Source organism: Nonomuraea purpurea (assembly GCF_042650645.1).
Classification (GTDB): Bacteria; Actinomycetota; Actinomycetes; order Streptosporangiales; family Streptosporangiaceae; genus Nonomuraea; species Nonomuraea purpurea.
The window spans coordinates 244,075-259,605 of sequence record NZ_JBHSBI010000002.1; the positions used below are offsets into that span (position 1 = coordinate 244,075).

The 15,531-nt window shown below is 70.8% G+C and carries 15 protein-coding genes; 7 read left to right on the forward strand and 8 right to left on the reverse strand.

Going from position 1 to position 15,531, the window contains the following annotated elements:
* Positions 1-66: 66 nt before the first annotated feature.
* Positions 67-1,080: a S8 family peptidase gene (locus ACFOY2_RS04660; RefSeq protein WP_379526647.1), complete on the reverse strand. Its 1,014-nt coding sequence runs from the start codon at positions 1,078-1,080 to the stop codon at positions 67-69.
* Positions 1,081-1,256: 176 nt separating this feature from the next.
* On the opposite strand from ACFOY2_RS04660, the gene ACFOY2_RS04665 reads away from it, so the two are divergent.
* The 4 genes from ACFOY2_RS04665 to ACFOY2_RS04680 all read left to right on the forward strand — a co-directional run bounded on the left by ACFOY2_RS04665 (position 1,257) and on the right by ACFOY2_RS04680 (position 5,143).
* Positions 1,257-1,751 (forward strand): DUF3145 domain-containing protein, encoded by a 495-nt coding sequence (locus ACFOY2_RS04665; protein ID WP_379526648.1) that lies wholly within the window; start codon positions 1,257-1,259, stop codon positions 1,749-1,751.
* Between the two features lie 341 nt (positions 1,752-2,092).
* Positions 2,093-3,049 (forward strand): D-alanine--D-alanine ligase family protein, encoded by a 957-nt coding sequence (locus ACFOY2_RS04670; protein ID WP_379526649.1) that lies wholly within the window; start codon positions 2,093-2,095, stop codon positions 3,047-3,049.
* Positions 3,046-4,422 (forward strand): UDP-N-acetylmuramoyl-tripeptide--D-alanyl-D-alanine ligase, encoded by a 1,377-nt coding sequence (locus tag ACFOY2_RS04675; RefSeq protein WP_379526650.1) that lies wholly within the window; start codon positions 3,046-3,048, stop codon positions 4,420-4,422. Before ACFOY2_RS04670 ends, ACFOY2_RS04675 begins: the two co-directional genes overlap by 4 nt.
* 28 nt (positions 4,423-4,450) lie before the next feature.
* Entirely contained in the window at positions 4,451-5,143 is a 693-nt protein-coding gene (locus ACFOY2_RS04680) for an aspartate/glutamate racemase family protein (RefSeq protein ID WP_379526651.1), read from the forward strand.
* An 8-nt stretch (positions 5,144-5,151) separates the two neighbouring features.
* On the opposite strand, the gene ACFOY2_RS04685 is transcribed toward ACFOY2_RS04680, so the two are convergent.
* Positions 5,152-7,089, reverse strand: coding sequence for an ATP-binding protein (locus ACFOY2_RS04685; protein WP_379526652.1), 1,938 nt, complete (start codon positions 7,087-7,089; stop codon positions 5,152-5,154).
* Positions 7,090-7,168: 79 nt separating this feature from the next.
* Complete coding sequence (gene vanY-N, locus ACFOY2_RS04690) at positions 7,169-7,714, reverse strand: D,D-peptidase/D,D-carboxypeptidase VanY-N (protein ID WP_379526653.1); 546 nt, start codon at positions 7,712-7,714, stop codon at positions 7,169-7,171.
* A 191-nt stretch (positions 7,715-7,905) separates the two neighbouring features.
* On the opposite strand from vanY-N, the gene ACFOY2_RS04695 reads away from it, so the two are divergent.
* From ACFOY2_RS04695 to ACFOY2_RS04705, 3 genes are read left to right on the forward strand one after another with little or no spacing between them, the layout of a single operon-like run.
* The gene (locus tag ACFOY2_RS04695) at positions 7,906-8,580 is read left to right on the forward strand and encodes a response regulator (RefSeq protein WP_379526998.1); all 675 of its coding nucleotides are present in this window, start codon (positions 7,906-7,908) and stop codon (positions 8,578-8,580) included.
* A 7-nt stretch (positions 8,581-8,587) separates the two neighbouring features.
* Positions 8,588-10,060: an ATP-binding protein gene (locus ACFOY2_RS04700; RefSeq protein ID WP_379526654.1), complete on the forward strand. Its 1,473-nt coding sequence runs from the start codon at positions 8,588-8,590 to the stop codon at positions 10,058-10,060.
* Positions 10,057-10,554 carry a hypothetical protein gene (locus ACFOY2_RS04705; RefSeq protein ID WP_379526655.1) on the forward strand — a complete coding sequence of 166 codons (498 nt, stop codon included), beginning with the start codon at positions 10,057-10,059 and terminating at the stop codon, positions 10,552-10,554. Before ACFOY2_RS04700 ends, ACFOY2_RS04705 begins: the two co-directional genes overlap by 4 nt.
* Before the next feature lie 70 nt (positions 10,555-10,624).
* On the opposite strand, the gene ACFOY2_RS04710 is transcribed toward ACFOY2_RS04705, so the two are convergent.
* From ACFOY2_RS04710 to ACFOY2_RS04730, 5 genes are all read right to left on the reverse strand, one after another.
* Positions 10,625-12,049 carry an acyl-CoA carboxylase subunit beta gene (locus ACFOY2_RS04710; protein ID WP_379526656.1) on the reverse strand — a complete coding sequence of 475 codons (1,425 nt, stop codon included), beginning with the start codon at positions 12,047-12,049 and terminating at the stop codon, positions 10,625-10,627.
* Positions 12,050-13,282: a beta-ketoacyl-[acyl-carrier-protein] synthase family protein gene (locus ACFOY2_RS04715; protein ID WP_379526657.1), complete on the reverse strand. Its 1,233-nt coding sequence runs from the start codon at positions 13,280-13,282 to the stop codon at positions 12,050-12,052.
* Positions 13,283-13,317: 35 nt separating this feature from the next.
* Positions 13,318-13,557 (reverse strand): acyl carrier protein, encoded by a 240-nt coding sequence (locus ACFOY2_RS04720; RefSeq protein WP_043614464.1) that lies wholly within the window; start codon positions 13,555-13,557, stop codon positions 13,318-13,320.
* An 84-nt stretch (positions 13,558-13,641) separates the two neighbouring features.
* On the reverse strand, positions 13,642-14,598 hold the full coding sequence (locus ACFOY2_RS04725; RefSeq protein ID WP_379526658.1) for a beta-ketoacyl-ACP synthase III: 957 nt from the start codon (positions 14,596-14,598) through the stop codon (positions 13,642-13,644).
* Positions 14,595-15,491 (reverse strand): ACP S-malonyltransferase, encoded by an 897-nt coding sequence (locus tag ACFOY2_RS04730; protein WP_379526659.1) that lies wholly within the window; start codon positions 15,489-15,491, stop codon positions 14,595-14,597. The genes ACFOY2_RS04725 and ACFOY2_RS04730 overlap by 4 nt, the downstream gene beginning before the upstream one ends.
* Between the last annotated feature and the right edge of the window lie 40 nt (positions 15,492-15,531).

Below are 15,531 nucleotides of genomic sequence, written 5' to 3' on the forward strand. Positions count from 1 at the left end.
CTCCTCTCGTCCAGAACGGAAGGCGATCATACCTCTTCGTGATCGCATGGGAACTGAGCGTAGACCCTACAGACCCGCCGGGACCAGAACTCCCAGATCCTCGATTTGCCGGGCCTCATCCGACTCCAGCAGCCGTCTGGCCGCCTCCTTGGCCGGCATCTCCCTGGCCGCGTCGGCGATGGCCCCCGCCACCAGGGCGGTGGCGAACGACGTGCCGCTCCACGCCGCGTAGCCGGCGAACTCGCCGTGGTCGAGAAAGCTGCTGGCCAGCCAGTCGCCGCGCGCGCAGGCGTCCACCCACGTGCCGTAGCCCGAGTAGGGCGCCCGATGTTCCTCGGCGGTGTCCAGGGCCGCCACGCCGACGGCGGAGGGCAGCGCGGCGGGCCAGAACGGCCGGTCGGACGCGGTGTTGCCGGCGCAGGCCACCGTCACCGTGTCGCTCAGCGCGGCGATGGCGTCGGCCAGCAGGGGTGGCGGGTGGTCGTCGAAGCTGTGGCAGCCGAAGGACAGGTTGAGCACGTGAGGGGGCCGCTCGCGCATGCGGTTCAGAGCGCGCACGACGGTTGCCTCGTCGCCGATGCCGTCGCCGTCCAGCACCCGCTCGACGCGCAGCCGTGAACCGGGCGCGCGGCGCGTCAGCAGGCCCGCCACGAACGTCCCGTGTCCCGCCTGCGCCCCCTCCACGGCGTCGGCCTCGTCGGGCCCCAGGTTGCCGTACCAGTCGCTGCCCGACCACCACGGATGTTTGGCCACGCCGGTGTCGAGCAGGCCGATCACCACGTCGGAGCGGGCGCGGCCCGGTTTGAAGCCGATCGGCGGGGTGGGGAAGGGCCTGGACGCGGGGCCGCCGAAGAACAGCGGCTGCCCGCGGAGCACGTGATTGGGCGATGCTCTCAGACCCTGGTCGCGAAGCTCGGCCGTGACCTCGCGGGGGTCGGCGCCGGGTGTGAGATGGATGACGCAGACGCCGTCAGCCTCCGAGACCGCCTGGGTCCAACGGGACACGGCTGACAACGCCGACCGGTCGGTCAGTACCTGACCTGCCCGGATGTACGACGCGCCGACAGATTGGATGTCCATGAGCGGGTATCTATCCCCGCTCGGGCAACTGTCACGCGCCACTCCCGCACCAACTTGGTATGGCCCCCCACTGGTGCCAGGTAGCGACCGACGGTAGTCTCTCCCTAGTCACTTGTGATCATCCCGGGAACGAGGCCGTTGGGGAAGGCGCACCTCGTACCGAAACGGGAGGTCCGGTGTCTGCTCGTGGCGTCCTTTACGTCCACTCGGCTCAGCCTGCGCTGTGCCCGCACATTGAATGGGCAGTCGCGGGTGTCCTCGGCGTGCCCGTAGACCTGACGTGGACGCCGCAACCCGCCGCGCCCAACGTCCTGCGCGCCCAGGCCGAATGGGAGGGCCGCGCGGGTATCGCGGCGGCCATCGCCTCCTCCCTCATGGGCTGGCAGCGGCTGAGATTCGAGATCACCGAGGACGCCTCGGCGGGCGTGGACGGGTCCCGGCACGCCTACACGCCGACGCTCGGCGCTTTCACGGCGGTGATCGGCGCCGCCGGCGACATCATGATCCCTGAGGACCGGCTCCGCACCGCGATGATGATGGCCACGCAGGGCCGGTGCGTGCTTGAGGACGAGCTGGACAAAATGCTTGGGCGGCCTTGGGACGAGGAACTTGAACCGTTCCGGTACGCGGGGGACGGGGCGCCTGTCCGCTGGCTCCACGCCGCCGTCTGACGCCTCCCGGGCCACGAGCAGCGCCTGACCCTGGGGAGACCTCGCACCGCCCTTGATGCCCAGGGGTGCGGGGTCTTCGCCGTACTGGCACTGGTATGCCGGTTCCGGCCAGGAAACTCGAACTTCGCGCAGTCGGGCGCGACGAGCATCGATCCAGCCTGCGCCGAGATCATCCAGAAGGCCGCCTTCCGGCTTACTGCCACATTGGTCAGGAACTGGACAGCGAATGGGCTGGTAACTGGTCAGGCGAAGAGCCGACACTCGGCGGGCTGGTCCTGCGACGGTGAACACCGTGCCGCCAGCGGTGTTGTCTCCGTGCCACTGAGGAAGGCTGATTGATCGTGGCTGAACGCTTGCGCGTGGCTGTGCTGGCGGGTGGGCCGTCCGCCGAGCATGAGGTGTCGCTGCAGTCGGCGCAGGCTGTGCTCGATGCTCTGCCCAGAGATCTGTACGAGCCCGTCGCCGTGATCATCGATCGGCGGGGCAGGTGGCCGGTGGAGCTGCGAGGTGATCTGGCAGAGGTGGTCTTTCCCGTGCTGCACGGGCCGTTCGGTGAGGACGGCGTCGTCCAGGGCCACCTGGAGACGCTGGGCATCCCGTACGTGGGCTGCGGCGTGCTGGCCTCGGCCGTGGCGATGGACAAGGTCGCGATGCGGCGCACGTTCCTGGCCGAGGACATCCCCATCACCCCACATGTGTGGTTCACCGCCCACGAATGGCGCACCACCACCGACCACTGGGGCCTGGTGAAGTCGCTGGAGTGGCCGATGTACGTCAAACCGGCCAACATGGGCTCCTCCATCGGCATCTCACGCGTCACCTCGATGCAGGAGCTGCGCGCGGGTGTGGATCTGGCGCTGACCTTCGACCGGGTGGTCGTCGTCGAGCAGGGCGTAACGGCGCGGGAGGTCATCTGCGGCGTGCTCGGCGGCTATGACGCTCCGGAGGTTTCGGTGCCCGGCGAGCTCATCGTGCCCGGCGGCTGGCTCGACTATGAGGCCAAATACCTCAGCCGGGCCGAGATCGCCGCCATCCCCGCGGTGCTGCCGCAACGGGTGGCCGAGGACGTGCGGGAGCTGGCCCTGCGCGCCTTCCGGGCGATCGGCGGCTACGGCCTGTCCCGGGTCGACTTCCTCTACGAGCGGGACACGGGACGCCTGTATGTGGGGGAGATCAACACCATGCCCGGCTTCACCACCCGTTCCGTCTACGCCCGGGCCTGGGCGGCGAGCGGTGTCGCCTACCCGGACCTGCTGCGCCGCCTCATCGATCTCGCCTTCGACAGGAGCGGCTCATGATCCCCATGACGCTGAACGAGATCGCGCACGCCGTCGGCGCGAGCCTGCATGACGTGCGCGAGGCGCGGGCGCTGGTAACGGCACCCTCGGCGGTCGACTCCCGGCAGGTGGTGCCCGGCGGCCTGTTCGCCGCGACGGCCGGCGCCCGCGTCGACGGGCACGACTACGCCGCGGCCGCGGTCGCCGGCGGCGCCGTCGCCGTGCTGGCCGCAAGGCCGGTCGGCGTGCCCGCCCTCGTGGTCGAGGACGTCCAGCTCGCGCTCGGCCTGCTGGCCAGGCACCTGCTCGGCCGCATCAGCCCGGCGGTGATCGGGCTGACCGGCTCGGTGGGCAAGACCACGACCAAGGACCTGCTGGCCCAGGTGCTGGAACGGCACGGTCCGACGGTCGCCACCGACCGGTCGTTCAACAACGAGCTCGGGCTGCCGCTCACCGTGCTGCGCGCCGATGCCGCCACCCGATACCTGGTGCTGGAAATGGGTGCGGGCCGCAAGGGCGACCTGAGGTACCTGACTGGGCTCGCACCACCCCGCCTCGGGCTGGTGCTCAATGTCGGCACCGCGCACGTGGAGCGGATGGGGGGCGGGCCGGCCGACGTGGCCGAAGCCAAAGGCGAGCTGGTCGAGGCCCTGGCCGGGGATGGGGTCGCCCTGCTCAACGCCGACGACCCGCATGTCGTGGGCATGGCCGGCCGCACCAAAGCCACGATCCTGTTGTTCGGCAGGTCGGCGCAGGCGCAGGTGCGCGCCGAACAGGTGCGGATGACCGGCCGCGCGCGACCCGCGTTCACGCTGGTGACACCTTCCGGGCGTGCCCCGGTCGAGCTTGACCTGATCGGCGAGCACCAGGTGAGCAACGCCCTGGCCGCGGCCGCCGTGGCCACCGCGCTCGGCCTGGGCGTCGCCGAGATCGCCGAGGGGCTGAACGCCGCCCGGCGGCGCTCGGCGGGCCGGCTGGAGGTCGTCGAACGAGGCGACGGCGTCACCATCGTCAACGACGCCTTCAACGCCAGCCCCGAATCCATGTGGGCCGGGCTGCGGGCGGCCAAGGCCCTGGCCGGCACCCGTCGCACCATCGCCGTGCTCGGCGCGATGGGACAGCAGGCGGACGCCTCGGCCGCCCGGCACGCCGAGATCGGCCGGCTCGTCGCCCGCCTCCGCTTCGACGTGCTGATCACGGTCGGAGCCGGGGATCCCCTCACGATGGCGCAAGCAGCGCAGTCCTCGGGCCAGGGCGTGACCGTCCACACCGTCGAAGACGTGACCGGGGCCCTCCGGCTGGCCACCGGACTGCTCGAACCGGGAGACGTGGTGTTCATCAAGGCCTCCAGCGAGATCGGGCTCAGCGCCTGCGCCCGCGCCCTGGCCGGTTAATGAGCACAAGCAAGCGAAACGGAGTTCCATGCGCACGATCGGTCTCATCGGCGGGTTGAGCTGGGAATCGACGGTGATCTACTACCAGATCATCAACCAGCGGGTACGCGAGCGACTCGGCGGCAGCCATTCCGCCGACAGCCTCATCTGGTCGGTCGACTACACGACCGTCGAAAACCTCATCTTCGCCGGCCGCTGGGAAGAGGTGAGCACGTTGCTGACCGGTGCGGGCGGGAAACTGGCCGATTGCGGCGCAGAGGTCCTGCTCATCTGCAGCAACACCTTCAGCCGGGTGAGTGATGAGGTGGCGCGGGCCGTGAGCGTGCCCGTGCTGCACATCGCCGACGCCGTGGGCGCCGAGATCCGCGCCAGGGGCATGCGCAAGGTCGGCCTGCTGGGCACCCGCTTCACCATGGAGCAGCCCTTCTACCGGGAGCGGCTGGCCGCCCACGGCTTCGACGTGGTCGTCCCGCGACGTGAGCAGCGGGAACTGGTCCATCGCGTGATCTTCGACGAACTGGTGCGCGGGGTGATCCGGGACTCCTCCAGGGACGCCTACGCCCAGATCATCGCCGATCTCGCAGCCGACGGCGCTGAAGGCGTCATCCTCGGCTGCACGGAGATCGAACTGCTGATCAGTGAGAAGGACACCGCCATCCCAGCGCTGCCGAGCGCCCGCCTGCACGCCGAAGCGGCGGCCGGCTTCGCCCTTGCCGACTGACCCCGCCCTCAGCCGCGCTCGTTCACCGGCGCGTCGGTGCCATACAGCTCCCGGCGCCACAGGCCGGCGCAGATACGTTCGATGCCGGCCGTCAGATGGCGGCGGTAGGTGGTGAAAGGGACGCCGAGCCGTTCCGCGGCCAGCTCTTGAGTGGGTGTGCCGCGCAGGAACGTGACGGACAGCGCCCGGTGGAACTTGACCGAGCGCGGATCCTCACGCAGGCCGTCGATCGCCTGGCGGAGCAGGTCACCCAGTGCCGTGGCCGGGTTCTGCCCGGCCCGCTCGGCGATCAGCCTGGTGCGCGTCAGCGGGGAGGCGGCCAGCGCGTCCGGCCGCGACAACTGGCGCAACGCCTTGCGAACCGCCTCGGCGAACTCCGCCTGGGACAGCACCGCCAGTTTCACCGCTGCGGCACTCGGGCCGCCCCGGTGGTTCATCCGTTCCAACCACGCCCGCGCCGGCACCGCGCGCCAGTCATGAACGAACAGGGTGCACGCGTCATCCCCTGGCCGTGGCTGCTCGGAGATGCCACGCATCCCGTAATGTTCCACCCACGCTTGGTCCGGATGCCGTATCTCGAGATATGACCAGGCCATCCGCTCAGACCGCAAACAATTGCCGATCGCTCGCCACTGGATCACATCCATCACCGGCGAGTTTCCGCGATACGGCGGCAGCGCCCATAGCCGGCTGACCGCCAAATGCTCACCGGCGCGCAACGGCGTGGTGGCACGCGCATGCGCCCACGCCATGGCCACGATGGGATCGGCGCTCAGCTCCTCCTCATCGAGTTCCGCCAACCGCAACCACGCGGAGAAAGCCACGGGCTCGCCGGGTTCGGTCCGTCGATACACCCGGAACGCCTCCGGCTGACGTTCCACCCAGAAGGCGGCGCTGCCCGCACCCTCCGCTGCCGCCGCCACCCGGAGCAACGTGCCGACGTCCTCCTCCCGCAACGCCTCTTCCTGGAACTCGCCCTCGTCGTGGCGGCCGTGGAAATCGGCCGGCGCCCCGTTGCCGCGATGCGGGTAGAGCAGTGCTGCCACCGCGCCGGGCACGTCCACATCGCTCGCCGTGCGCACCCTCTCCGCCAGATGAGCGTGAATGCGGTCGTGCATCACCGCGTACCCCTCGGGATCCCGCCATCGTAGGTCCGCCTCCAGCACCTCCCGCACCACGTCACGCGGAAACAGCCCGAGACTGCTCGACTCCACGAACGGCAACCGCCGCAACCATCGGAACAACGTCCCGGCGTCCTCCGGCAAGGCCGCCCGCAGCAGGTCCTCCGTCGTCCTGTACGCATGCGTGCAGATCTCCAGAGCATGCCGATGCGCCGCAGAAGGCAACTCTCCCACCAGTTGATCGAGCAACGTGGCCACCACGTCCTGATTCGGCGTCCACCGCCTGCCGTCCTTCACCGCCAGGGCCGCCCCCAACAGCAGCGCCAGCGGATGACCACCGGAGAAGGCCAGCAGCGGCTCTCGCGACTCGGCCGGCACCCCGGAGGAGTCCATCAGGGCCCGCGCGTCTGCGGCCCGCAGGTCGCGCAGCGGCAGCACCTCCAGCGCCCCCGCCCATCCCGGATCCGCCTGCCACCGCCTGTCCGGCGGGTTTCGCCCCGCGATCACCACCAGCGCCCCCATGGGCACCCGCGGCAGGAACCGCTCACGCAACCATTCCTCCAGGCCCTGAATCCGGTCGACGTCGTCAACCAGCAGCACCAGCTCGGCCTCAGCCGGCGACGGCTCCACCATGCGCCCGTCCACCATGCGCCCGTCCACCATGGACACCGGCCGCCCCGCCGCCGCGGCTTCGTGAGCGAACCGCCGCAACAAGGCCGATTTCCCGATGCCGCCGGGACCGTGCACGTACACAACGCTGCAGCCGCCGCCGTACAGCGCCGCGTTGAAAACCGCGAGCTCTTCTTCTCGCCCCACGAACGCCATCTCGCGCGCTGCTTGCAGACGCCATCCCAGCGATCCGGGCTTGTCGTCACTCCCCGATGACATACTCCTGGCCCCTCCCTCAGCCCACGCCGGGGTGGGGTCGTCGTGGTGGTGGTGTGCCGCCGCTGTCCGGGCGGTGCTCGAAGTGCCACCACTCGTTGTCATAGATGCGGTAGAGGTCGTAGCGGGCGCCGTGTTCCTCCAGCCAGCGCGCGCCTTCGTGCGGACGCACGTCCAGCGCGATGCCCTTGACGTGGCTGGATTCCGCCGATGGCAGCACGAGCATCCGTGCCAAGGCCGGGGAGCCGGCGCGGCGCACCTCTTCGTCGAACATCCGCTGCTGGACAACGGGATCGCGGTATCCCGAGGTGAGGCCGATGAGCTGGCCGTGACGCCAGAGCGCCTCGGTGCGCGCCGCCGTGAACGCCGCCAGGGCGTCGTCGGTGAGCCCGGTGAGGTTTTCGGCCGGAAATCGCATCCTCAACGCCCAGCGGCAGGCCAGTTCGCGGGCGCGGCCGGGACGGCGGGCGAACGCCGCGGGCAGCAGGAGCACGGCGAGCACCAGCGTGACCGCGGCGTACAGCCGGTCTCGGGGCCGAAGTGGGATCGTGCGTGGCTCGTCCATGACGAACCACGATCGGCGCCGAATGTGCCCGCCTCGTCCGCCGAATGTCACCGTCTCTCGACGGCTGTCACCGCCGGCGCGGCTGTGACACAACCATGACATGGCGCGGACGAGGCGAGGACACCGTCGGCCGACAGTAGATTAGGTGGACCGGCGGACGAGTTACGGAGCGTGCGGTGAAACCCGGCGGCGTGTCGCGAGTGTTGTTGATCGAGGATGACCCGGCCGTGCGGGAGGGCATGGAGCTGGCCCTGACCCGGCATGGGCACCGGGTGCGCGCGGTGGAGTCCGGCGAGCAGGGTCTGGACCGGCTGCGTATGGACCTCCCCGACGTCGTCGTGCTCGATCTGATGTTGCCCGGCATGGACGGGTTCGAGGTCTGCCGCCGCATCCGGGCCGCAGGGGAGGTGCCGATCATCATGCTGACCGCGCGCGGTGACGACATCGACGTGGTGGCCGGGTTGGAGGCGGGCGCCGACGACTACGTGGTCAAGCCGGTGCAGCCCCGGGTGCTCGAGGCGCGCATTCGCGCGGTGCTGCGGCGGATCGGCCGGGACCAGGCGGAGCTGGAGCGGCACAGGGACCTGACCATCGATCGGGCCGGGCTGGTGGTCGCCAAACGCGGCGTGCCGGTCAGCCTCGCCCCGACCGAGCTGCGCCTGCTGCTCGAGCTCTCCGGCACGCCGGGCCGGGTGCACAGCCGCCAGCAGTTGCTGGAGTCGGTGTGGGAGCACGGGTATTTCGGTGACTCGCGTCTGGTGGACGCGTGCGTACAGCGGTTGCGCGCGAAGATCGAGGACGACTCGGCGGCGCCTGTCTACGTGCAGACGGTGCGTGGGTTCGGGTACCGGTTCGGGCCGGTGTGAGCCGCCGATGACACCTCGGCTGAGCCTGGGGCTGCGTGCCCGGTTGTTGTTCGCGTTCGCGCTGCTGTGTGTGGTCACCGCGGCGGCGGTGGCCGGCGGGATGTACGTCCAGGCCCGCAACGACATCCTGCAGCGGGCCCAGGATGCCGCGGTGCAGGCGATGAAAAGCCGTCTGGAGGCGGTCTTCCCGTTGCGGAGTGCGGCGCCGGGCCTGGCCGAGCTCAACGAGATCGCCGGCACCATGGCGGACGGGAACGGCCCTGCTGTCGCCGTCTACCACGAGGTGCACTCGTCGACCGGCATGCCGCCGGGGGACTGGAGGCCGCGCGTGAACGTGCCGGTCCTGACTCCCGAGGTGATTCCGGCGGGGCTGCGGCGGGAGGTGGCCGACGGCCACGTCGCGTGGCAACGCGTGATCCGGAATGGCGCCCCCTTCCTGGTCATCGGTGCGCCGTTGCCGATCATCGAACAGGATCGGACGACGCGGCTGTCCGGCATCGAGGTCTACCTCGCGCGCAGCCTGCTTCCCGAACAGCGCAGCATCGACGAGCTCGCCGCACGTGCCTGGGCCATCGGCGGGTTGGCTCTGGCCTTCGCGGTCGTCCTGGCGTTGCTGGCCACCCGTGGCGTGTTGCGCCCGGTGCGCGAGCTCGGCCGGGCGGCCCGCCTGCTGGGCGAGGGCGAGCTGCGGACCAGGATCGCGGTGCGCGGCTCCGATGAGCTGGCCGATGTGGCACGCACGTTCAACAACACCGCCGCGGAGCTGGAACGGCACGTCAAGCAGCTGCGTGAGATGGAGGCCGACGCCCGCCGGTTCGTGGCCGACGTGTCCCACGAGCTGCGCACCCCGCTGGCCGCGCTCGCCGCGGTCGCCGACGTCCTCGACGAGGAGGCGGCCGGGCTGCCCGAGCACGCCGGCAGGGCCGCCAGGCTGGTCAGCCAGGAGACGCTCAACCTGACCGGGCTGGTGAACGACCTCATCGAGATCAGCAGGTTCGACTCCGGCGTCGCGGCCCTCGCGCTGAACGAGGTCGACGTGGCCGAACTGGTGCGCGCGACCCTGCGTACGCGGGGCTGGCCGGAGCGGGTGGACGCCGAGCTTCCACCTGCGGTGACGGCACGGCTGGACCCGCGCCGCGTGGACGTCATCCTCGCCAACCTGGTCGGCAACGCCCTGCGGCACGGCGAACCGCCGGTGTCGGTACGGCTCTGCGCCGACCAGGACTGGATCACTCTCGAGGTCCGCGACCACGGGCCGGGACTGAAGGAAGCGGTGCTGCCGCACGTGTTCGACCGCTTCTACAAGGCCAGCACGGCCAGGGCCAGGTCCGAGGGCAGCGGCCTCGGCCTGGCCATCGCGCGGGAGAACGCGCGCCTGCACGAAGGCGACATCACGGTCACCAACGCCCCGGACGGCGGCGCCGTCTTCACGCTGCGCCTGCCACGCCGGGCACCCGATCCCGATGGAGGCCCCGAGTGAGAACCGGGCTCGCCCGCCGCGTGCTCGCCGCGGGCCTCGTATCGCTTGTCGCCGTGACCGGCTGCGGCGTGCAACCCAGCGACGCCATATCCGCCGGCGACCCGCCGAGCGGACACGTCTCACCAGCCATCGCACCACCCACGATGATCACCCTCTTCCTGGTGAAGAACGGCCGGCTGAGCGCGGTGACGCGGACCAGCGATCGTCCACTGTTCAAAGCGGACAGGCTCGCGCTGCTGGCGGCCGGACCCACCAAGAGGGAACAGACGCAGGGACTCACCACCGACGTCCCGCCCGAAGCCAGTCCGTTCTCGGTGACCGTCATGCCGGACGGCCACTTGGCGGTGGGCTTGTCCACTCCGGCCCGCGAACTGTCCACACTGGCCATCGAGCAGATCGTGTGCACGGCCGCCGCCACGATGCAGGAAAGCTCTGCCCGGATCACCGTCGTCGGTGCCGGGCAGAGCGTCGGCCCCCGGAACTGCCCGCAGTAGCAACCGGACGGCCGGGGACGCGAAAGGCCCCGCACCGTGCGAACGATGCGGGGCCTCGTGAGCCGAAGGGCTACAGCGGGATGTTGCCGTGGGCGCCGCGGGCCGGGGTGGCCTGGGCCAGCACCTTGGCGATGGCGCCGCGCGTCTGCGCGGGCTGGATCACCTCGTCGATGACCCCGAGCTCCTGCGCCCTGGACAGCCCACCGGCGAGCTTCTCGTGCTCCTGGGCCAGCCGCTGCTCCAGCTCGGCCCGCTCCTCCTCGGGCGCCGCCGCCAGCTCGCGCCGCTTGAGGATGCGCACCGCGGCCACCGGGCCCATGACCGCGATCTCGGTGGTCGGCCAGGCGAAGACCTTGGTCGCGCCGAGCGCGCGGGAGTTCATGGCGATGTATGCCCCTCCGTACGCCTTGCGCGTCACCAGCGTGACCCGGGGCACCGAGGCCTCGGCGAAGGCGTGCAGCAGCTTGGCCCCGCGCCGGACCACGCCGTCGTGCTCCTGCCCGACACCCGGCAGGTAGCCGGGGACGTCCACGAGGACGACCAGCGGCACGCCGAACGCATCACACATGCGGACGAAGCGGGCGGCCTTCTCGGCGGACGTGGCGTCGAGGCAGCCGCCGAGCCGCATCGGGTTGTTGGCGATCACCCCGACCGTCCGGCCGCCGAGACGGCCCAGCGAGGTGACGATGTTCGGCGCCCACTTGGGGTGCAGTTCGATGCCCGGCTCGTCAAGCAGGCCGTTGACCAGCGGCTTGACGTCGTAGGCGCGGCGCGCGGAGTCGGGCAGCAGCGTGGTGAAGTCCACTTCCCCGACGGCTCCCGCGCGCACCCGGCCCTGGTGGCCGAGCAGGGTGGCGAGCTGGCGCGCCTTGACGTAGGCGTCGGTCTCGCTCTTGGTGACGACGTGCACGACGCCGCTGCGCTTGCTGTGGGGCTCGGGGCCCCCCAGGGCGGCGCTGTCGACGCTCTCGCCGGTGACGCTGCGGACCACGTCGGGGCCGGTGACGAAAATACGGCCCGTGTCGGCCAGGATGACCAGGTCGGTCAGCGCGGGGCCGTAGGCGGCGCCGCCGGCGGCGGGGCCGACGACCACGGAGATCTGCGGCACCACGCCGGACGCCTTGGTCATCGCGGCGAAGACCCGGCCGACGGCGTGCAGCGACTCGACGCCTTCGGCGAGTCGCGCACCGCCGGAATGCCAGATCCCGATGACCGGCACCCGTTCGCGGACGGCCACGTCGTAGGCGTGCACGATGTGCTCGCAGCCCTCGCCGCCCATCGCGCCGCCCTGGAAGCGGGCGTCGCTGCAGAAGGCGACGACGGGCACGCCTTCGACGCGGCCCATGGCGGCCAGTACGCCGCTCTTGTCCTCAGCGGTGATCAGCCGCAGCGAGCCCTCGTCGAGCAGCGCGGTCAGGCGTATGACTGGATCGCGGGGATCAGCAGGCTCCTGATCGGAACCCGGCGTCACCACCCGGTTGTCGAGGACGGTCAATTAAGCCCCCTTAAACACGACGGTCACGTTGTGGCCGCCGAACCCGAAAGAGTTGTTGACCGCGGCGATGTCGCCTTCAGGAAGCGTGCGAATCGAGTCGCGGACGATGTCCACGTCGATGCCGTCGTCGAGGTCGTCGATGTTGATGGTGGCGGGGACGATCCGCTCCTGCAGCGCCTTGATCGTGAAGACGGACTCGATGCCGCCGGCGCCGCCGAGCAGGTGACCGGTCATGGACTTGGTCGAGGTCACGAGCGGGTGGGTGCCGATGGCCTTGGCCACCGCCTGCACCTCGCCGACGTCCCCGGCGGGGGTCGAGGTGGCGTGCGCGTTGACGTGCTTGACGTCGAGGCCGCTGACGCCCGCGTCGCTCAGCGCCTGCGTCATCGCCATGATGATGCCCCGGCCCTCAGGTTCGGGCTGGGTGATGTGGTGGGAGTCGGCGGAGTAGCCGACGCCGGCGGCGTAGGCGTAGATTCGCGCTCCGCGTGCCTTGGCGTGCTCTTCGGACTCCAGCACCACGATGCCGGCGCCCTCACCGAGCACGAACCCGTCGCGGTCGCGGTCCCACGGCCGGGAGGCGCCCTGCGGGTCGTCGTTGCGGGTCGACATGGCCCGCGCGGCGGCGAAGGCGGCGATGTTGAGCCCGTGGATGGCGGCCTCGGTGCCGCCGGCGATCACCATGTCGGCGCGGCCCGCCCTGATCATGTCCATGGCGTAGCCGATCGCCTCCGCGCCCGACGCGCAGGCGGAGACGGTGGCGTGCACACCGGCCATGGCGCCCCGGTCGAGGCCGATCCAGGCGGCGGGGCCGTTGGGCATGAGCATCGGCACGGTGAACGGCGAGAGCCGGTTCCAGCCGCGCTCACGGTAGGTGTCGTAGGCGCTCAGCGTGGTCGTGATGCCGCCGATGCCGCTGGAGACCACGACGCCGAGCCGCTCCGGCGCCACCTCGGGGGCGCCGGCGTCCTGCCAGGCCTCGCGGGCGGCGACCATGGCGAACTGCTCGCTGCGGTCGAGCCTGCGGGCCTCCGGACGAGGCAGTACGTCGGCCGGATCGACGGCGGCCGTCCCCGCGAACGTCACGGGGACGGTGTCGATCCAGTCCGCGTCAAGACTTTCGACACCCGACTGACCGGCGAGGAGCGCCGTCCAGGTCGAGGTGACGTCTCCACCGACGGGCGTCGTCGCGCCGAGCCCGGTGACGACGACACGTACCCGGTTCGCACTCACGTTTTCGCGCTCCTTACTGATCAGACGGGGGTGTTTCAGTTCTGGATGAAGGTGAGGACGTCCTTGACCGTCTTCAGGTTCTTGAGCTGGTCGTCAGGGATCTCGACGCCGAACTCGTCCTGGGCGGCCACGGCGATCTCGACCATGGACAGGGAGTCGATGTCGAGGTCGTCCACGAAGCTCTTCTCGGGGGTGACCTCGGACGCCGGGATGCCCGTGATCTCGTTGATGATCTTGCCGAGGCCCTCGAGGATGTCCTGCTCGGTGGCAGCCATGTCGCTAGTTCTCCTTTGGTTTCCTGGTTCCTGTGCGGGCTCGGCCCGCACAAGCTCTTGAGTGACCGGGGCGTGGCGGGATCCCTAGGGGATCTCGATCACTTGCCCCGCGTAGGTGAGGCCCGCGCCGAAACCGAGCATCAGCGCCAGACCGCCCGAGCGGACCTCACCGCGCTCCAGCATGCGCGAGAGCGCGAGCGGGATGGACGCGGCCGAGGTGTTGCCCGCGTGGACGATGTCGCGCGCGATGACGGCCTTGTCAGCGCCCAGCTTACGGGCGATGGCCTCGATGATGCGCAGGTTCGCCTGGTGGGGCACGAACGCCGACAGCTCCGACGGGTCGACGCCCGCGCGCTCGCACGCTTCGAGCGCCACCGGGTGCAGCGCGGTGGTCGCCCACCGGAAGACCGTCTGCCCCTCCTGGCGGAGGTAGTCGTCACGGTCCTTGATCCGGATCGCGTCGGACTTGTCGCCGGAACTGCCCCACACCACCGGGCCGATGCCGGGCGTCTCGGACGGCCCCACCACGGCGGCCCCCGCGCCGTCGGCGAAGATCACGGCGGTGGACCTGTCGGTCCAGTCGATCCACTGCGACAGCTTCTCCGCGCCGATGACCAGCACGTTCCTGGCCGCGCCGCCGCGGACGGCGGCGCTGGCCGTGGCCAGGGCGTAGCAGAACCCGGCGCAGGCGGCGTTCACGTCGAACGCGCCCGGCGAGTCGATGCCGAGCCGGTGGGCCACGACGGCGGAGGCGTTGGGGATCTGGGTCTCGGCCGTGCAGGTGGCCACGATCACGAGGTCGACGTCGTCAGGCGTCAGGCCGCTGGCGGCCAGCGCCTTGCCGCCGGCGATGACGGCCATGTCCTCGAGGGACTCCTCGCGGGGCGCGATCCTGCGCTCTTTGATGCCGACGCGGGACTGGATCCACTCGTCGTTGGTGTCCATGGTCTTGGTCAGGTCGTCGTTGCTGACGACGTTGGCCGGCTGGTAGTGGCCGAGGGCGAGCACCCTGGCGGCCGGTGCGATGTCCGGGATCCTCATTTGATCAGCTCCCTGGCCGCGTCGAGGTCGTCTGGAGTCTTCAGCGCCGCCGTCCGGATGCCGCGCAGGCCGCGCTTGGCCAGGCCGGTCAGCGTGCCGCCGGGGAGGAGTTCGATCATCGTGGTGACGCCGAGACCGGCCATGGTCTGCATGCAGGCGTCCCACCTGACGGGGTTGCTGATCTGCTTGACCAGGCGCTCGACGAACTCCGCGCCGGTGGCGACCGGCTGCCCGTCGGCGTTGGACAGCAGCGTGACCCCGGGGTCGGCGGGGGTGACGGTCCTGGCGGCCTCGCGCAGGCTCTCGACCGCGGGGGCCATGTGGGCGGTGTGGAAGGCGCCCGCGACCTTCAGCGGGATGAGGCGGGCGCGGGCCGGCGCGTCGTCCTTGAACGCGGCCAGTTGCTCGATCGTGCCGCCCGCCACGATCTGCCCGGCGCCGTTGACGTTGGCGGGGGTCAGCCCGTGGCGCTCGATGGCGGCCAGCACCTCGGCCTCCTCGCCGCCGAGCACGGCGCTCATGCCGGTCTCGGTGACGGCGGCGGCCTTGGCCATGGCCTTGGCGCGCTCGCGTACGAGGGCCAGGGACTGCTCGGGGGTGAGCACCCCGGCGAGCGCGGCGGCGGCGAACTCGCCGACGCTGTGGCCCGCGAGCACGTCGGGGGCCGCGCCGAGCACCTCGGCGGAGGCCAGGGCGGCGGCCACGAGCAGCGGCTGGGCGACGGCGGTGTCGCGGATCTCGTCGGCTCCCGCGGTCGTGCCGTAGGCGATCAGGTCGAGCCCGACGACCTCGGACCAGGCGCCGAGCCTGTCGGCCACGCCGGGCAGCTCAAGCCATGGAGCCAGGAAACCTGGAGTTTGGGCACCTTGGCCCGGAGCGACGAGTACAAGCACAAAATCCACCTTGCCCTGTAGAACTCCGACACGCGGATGG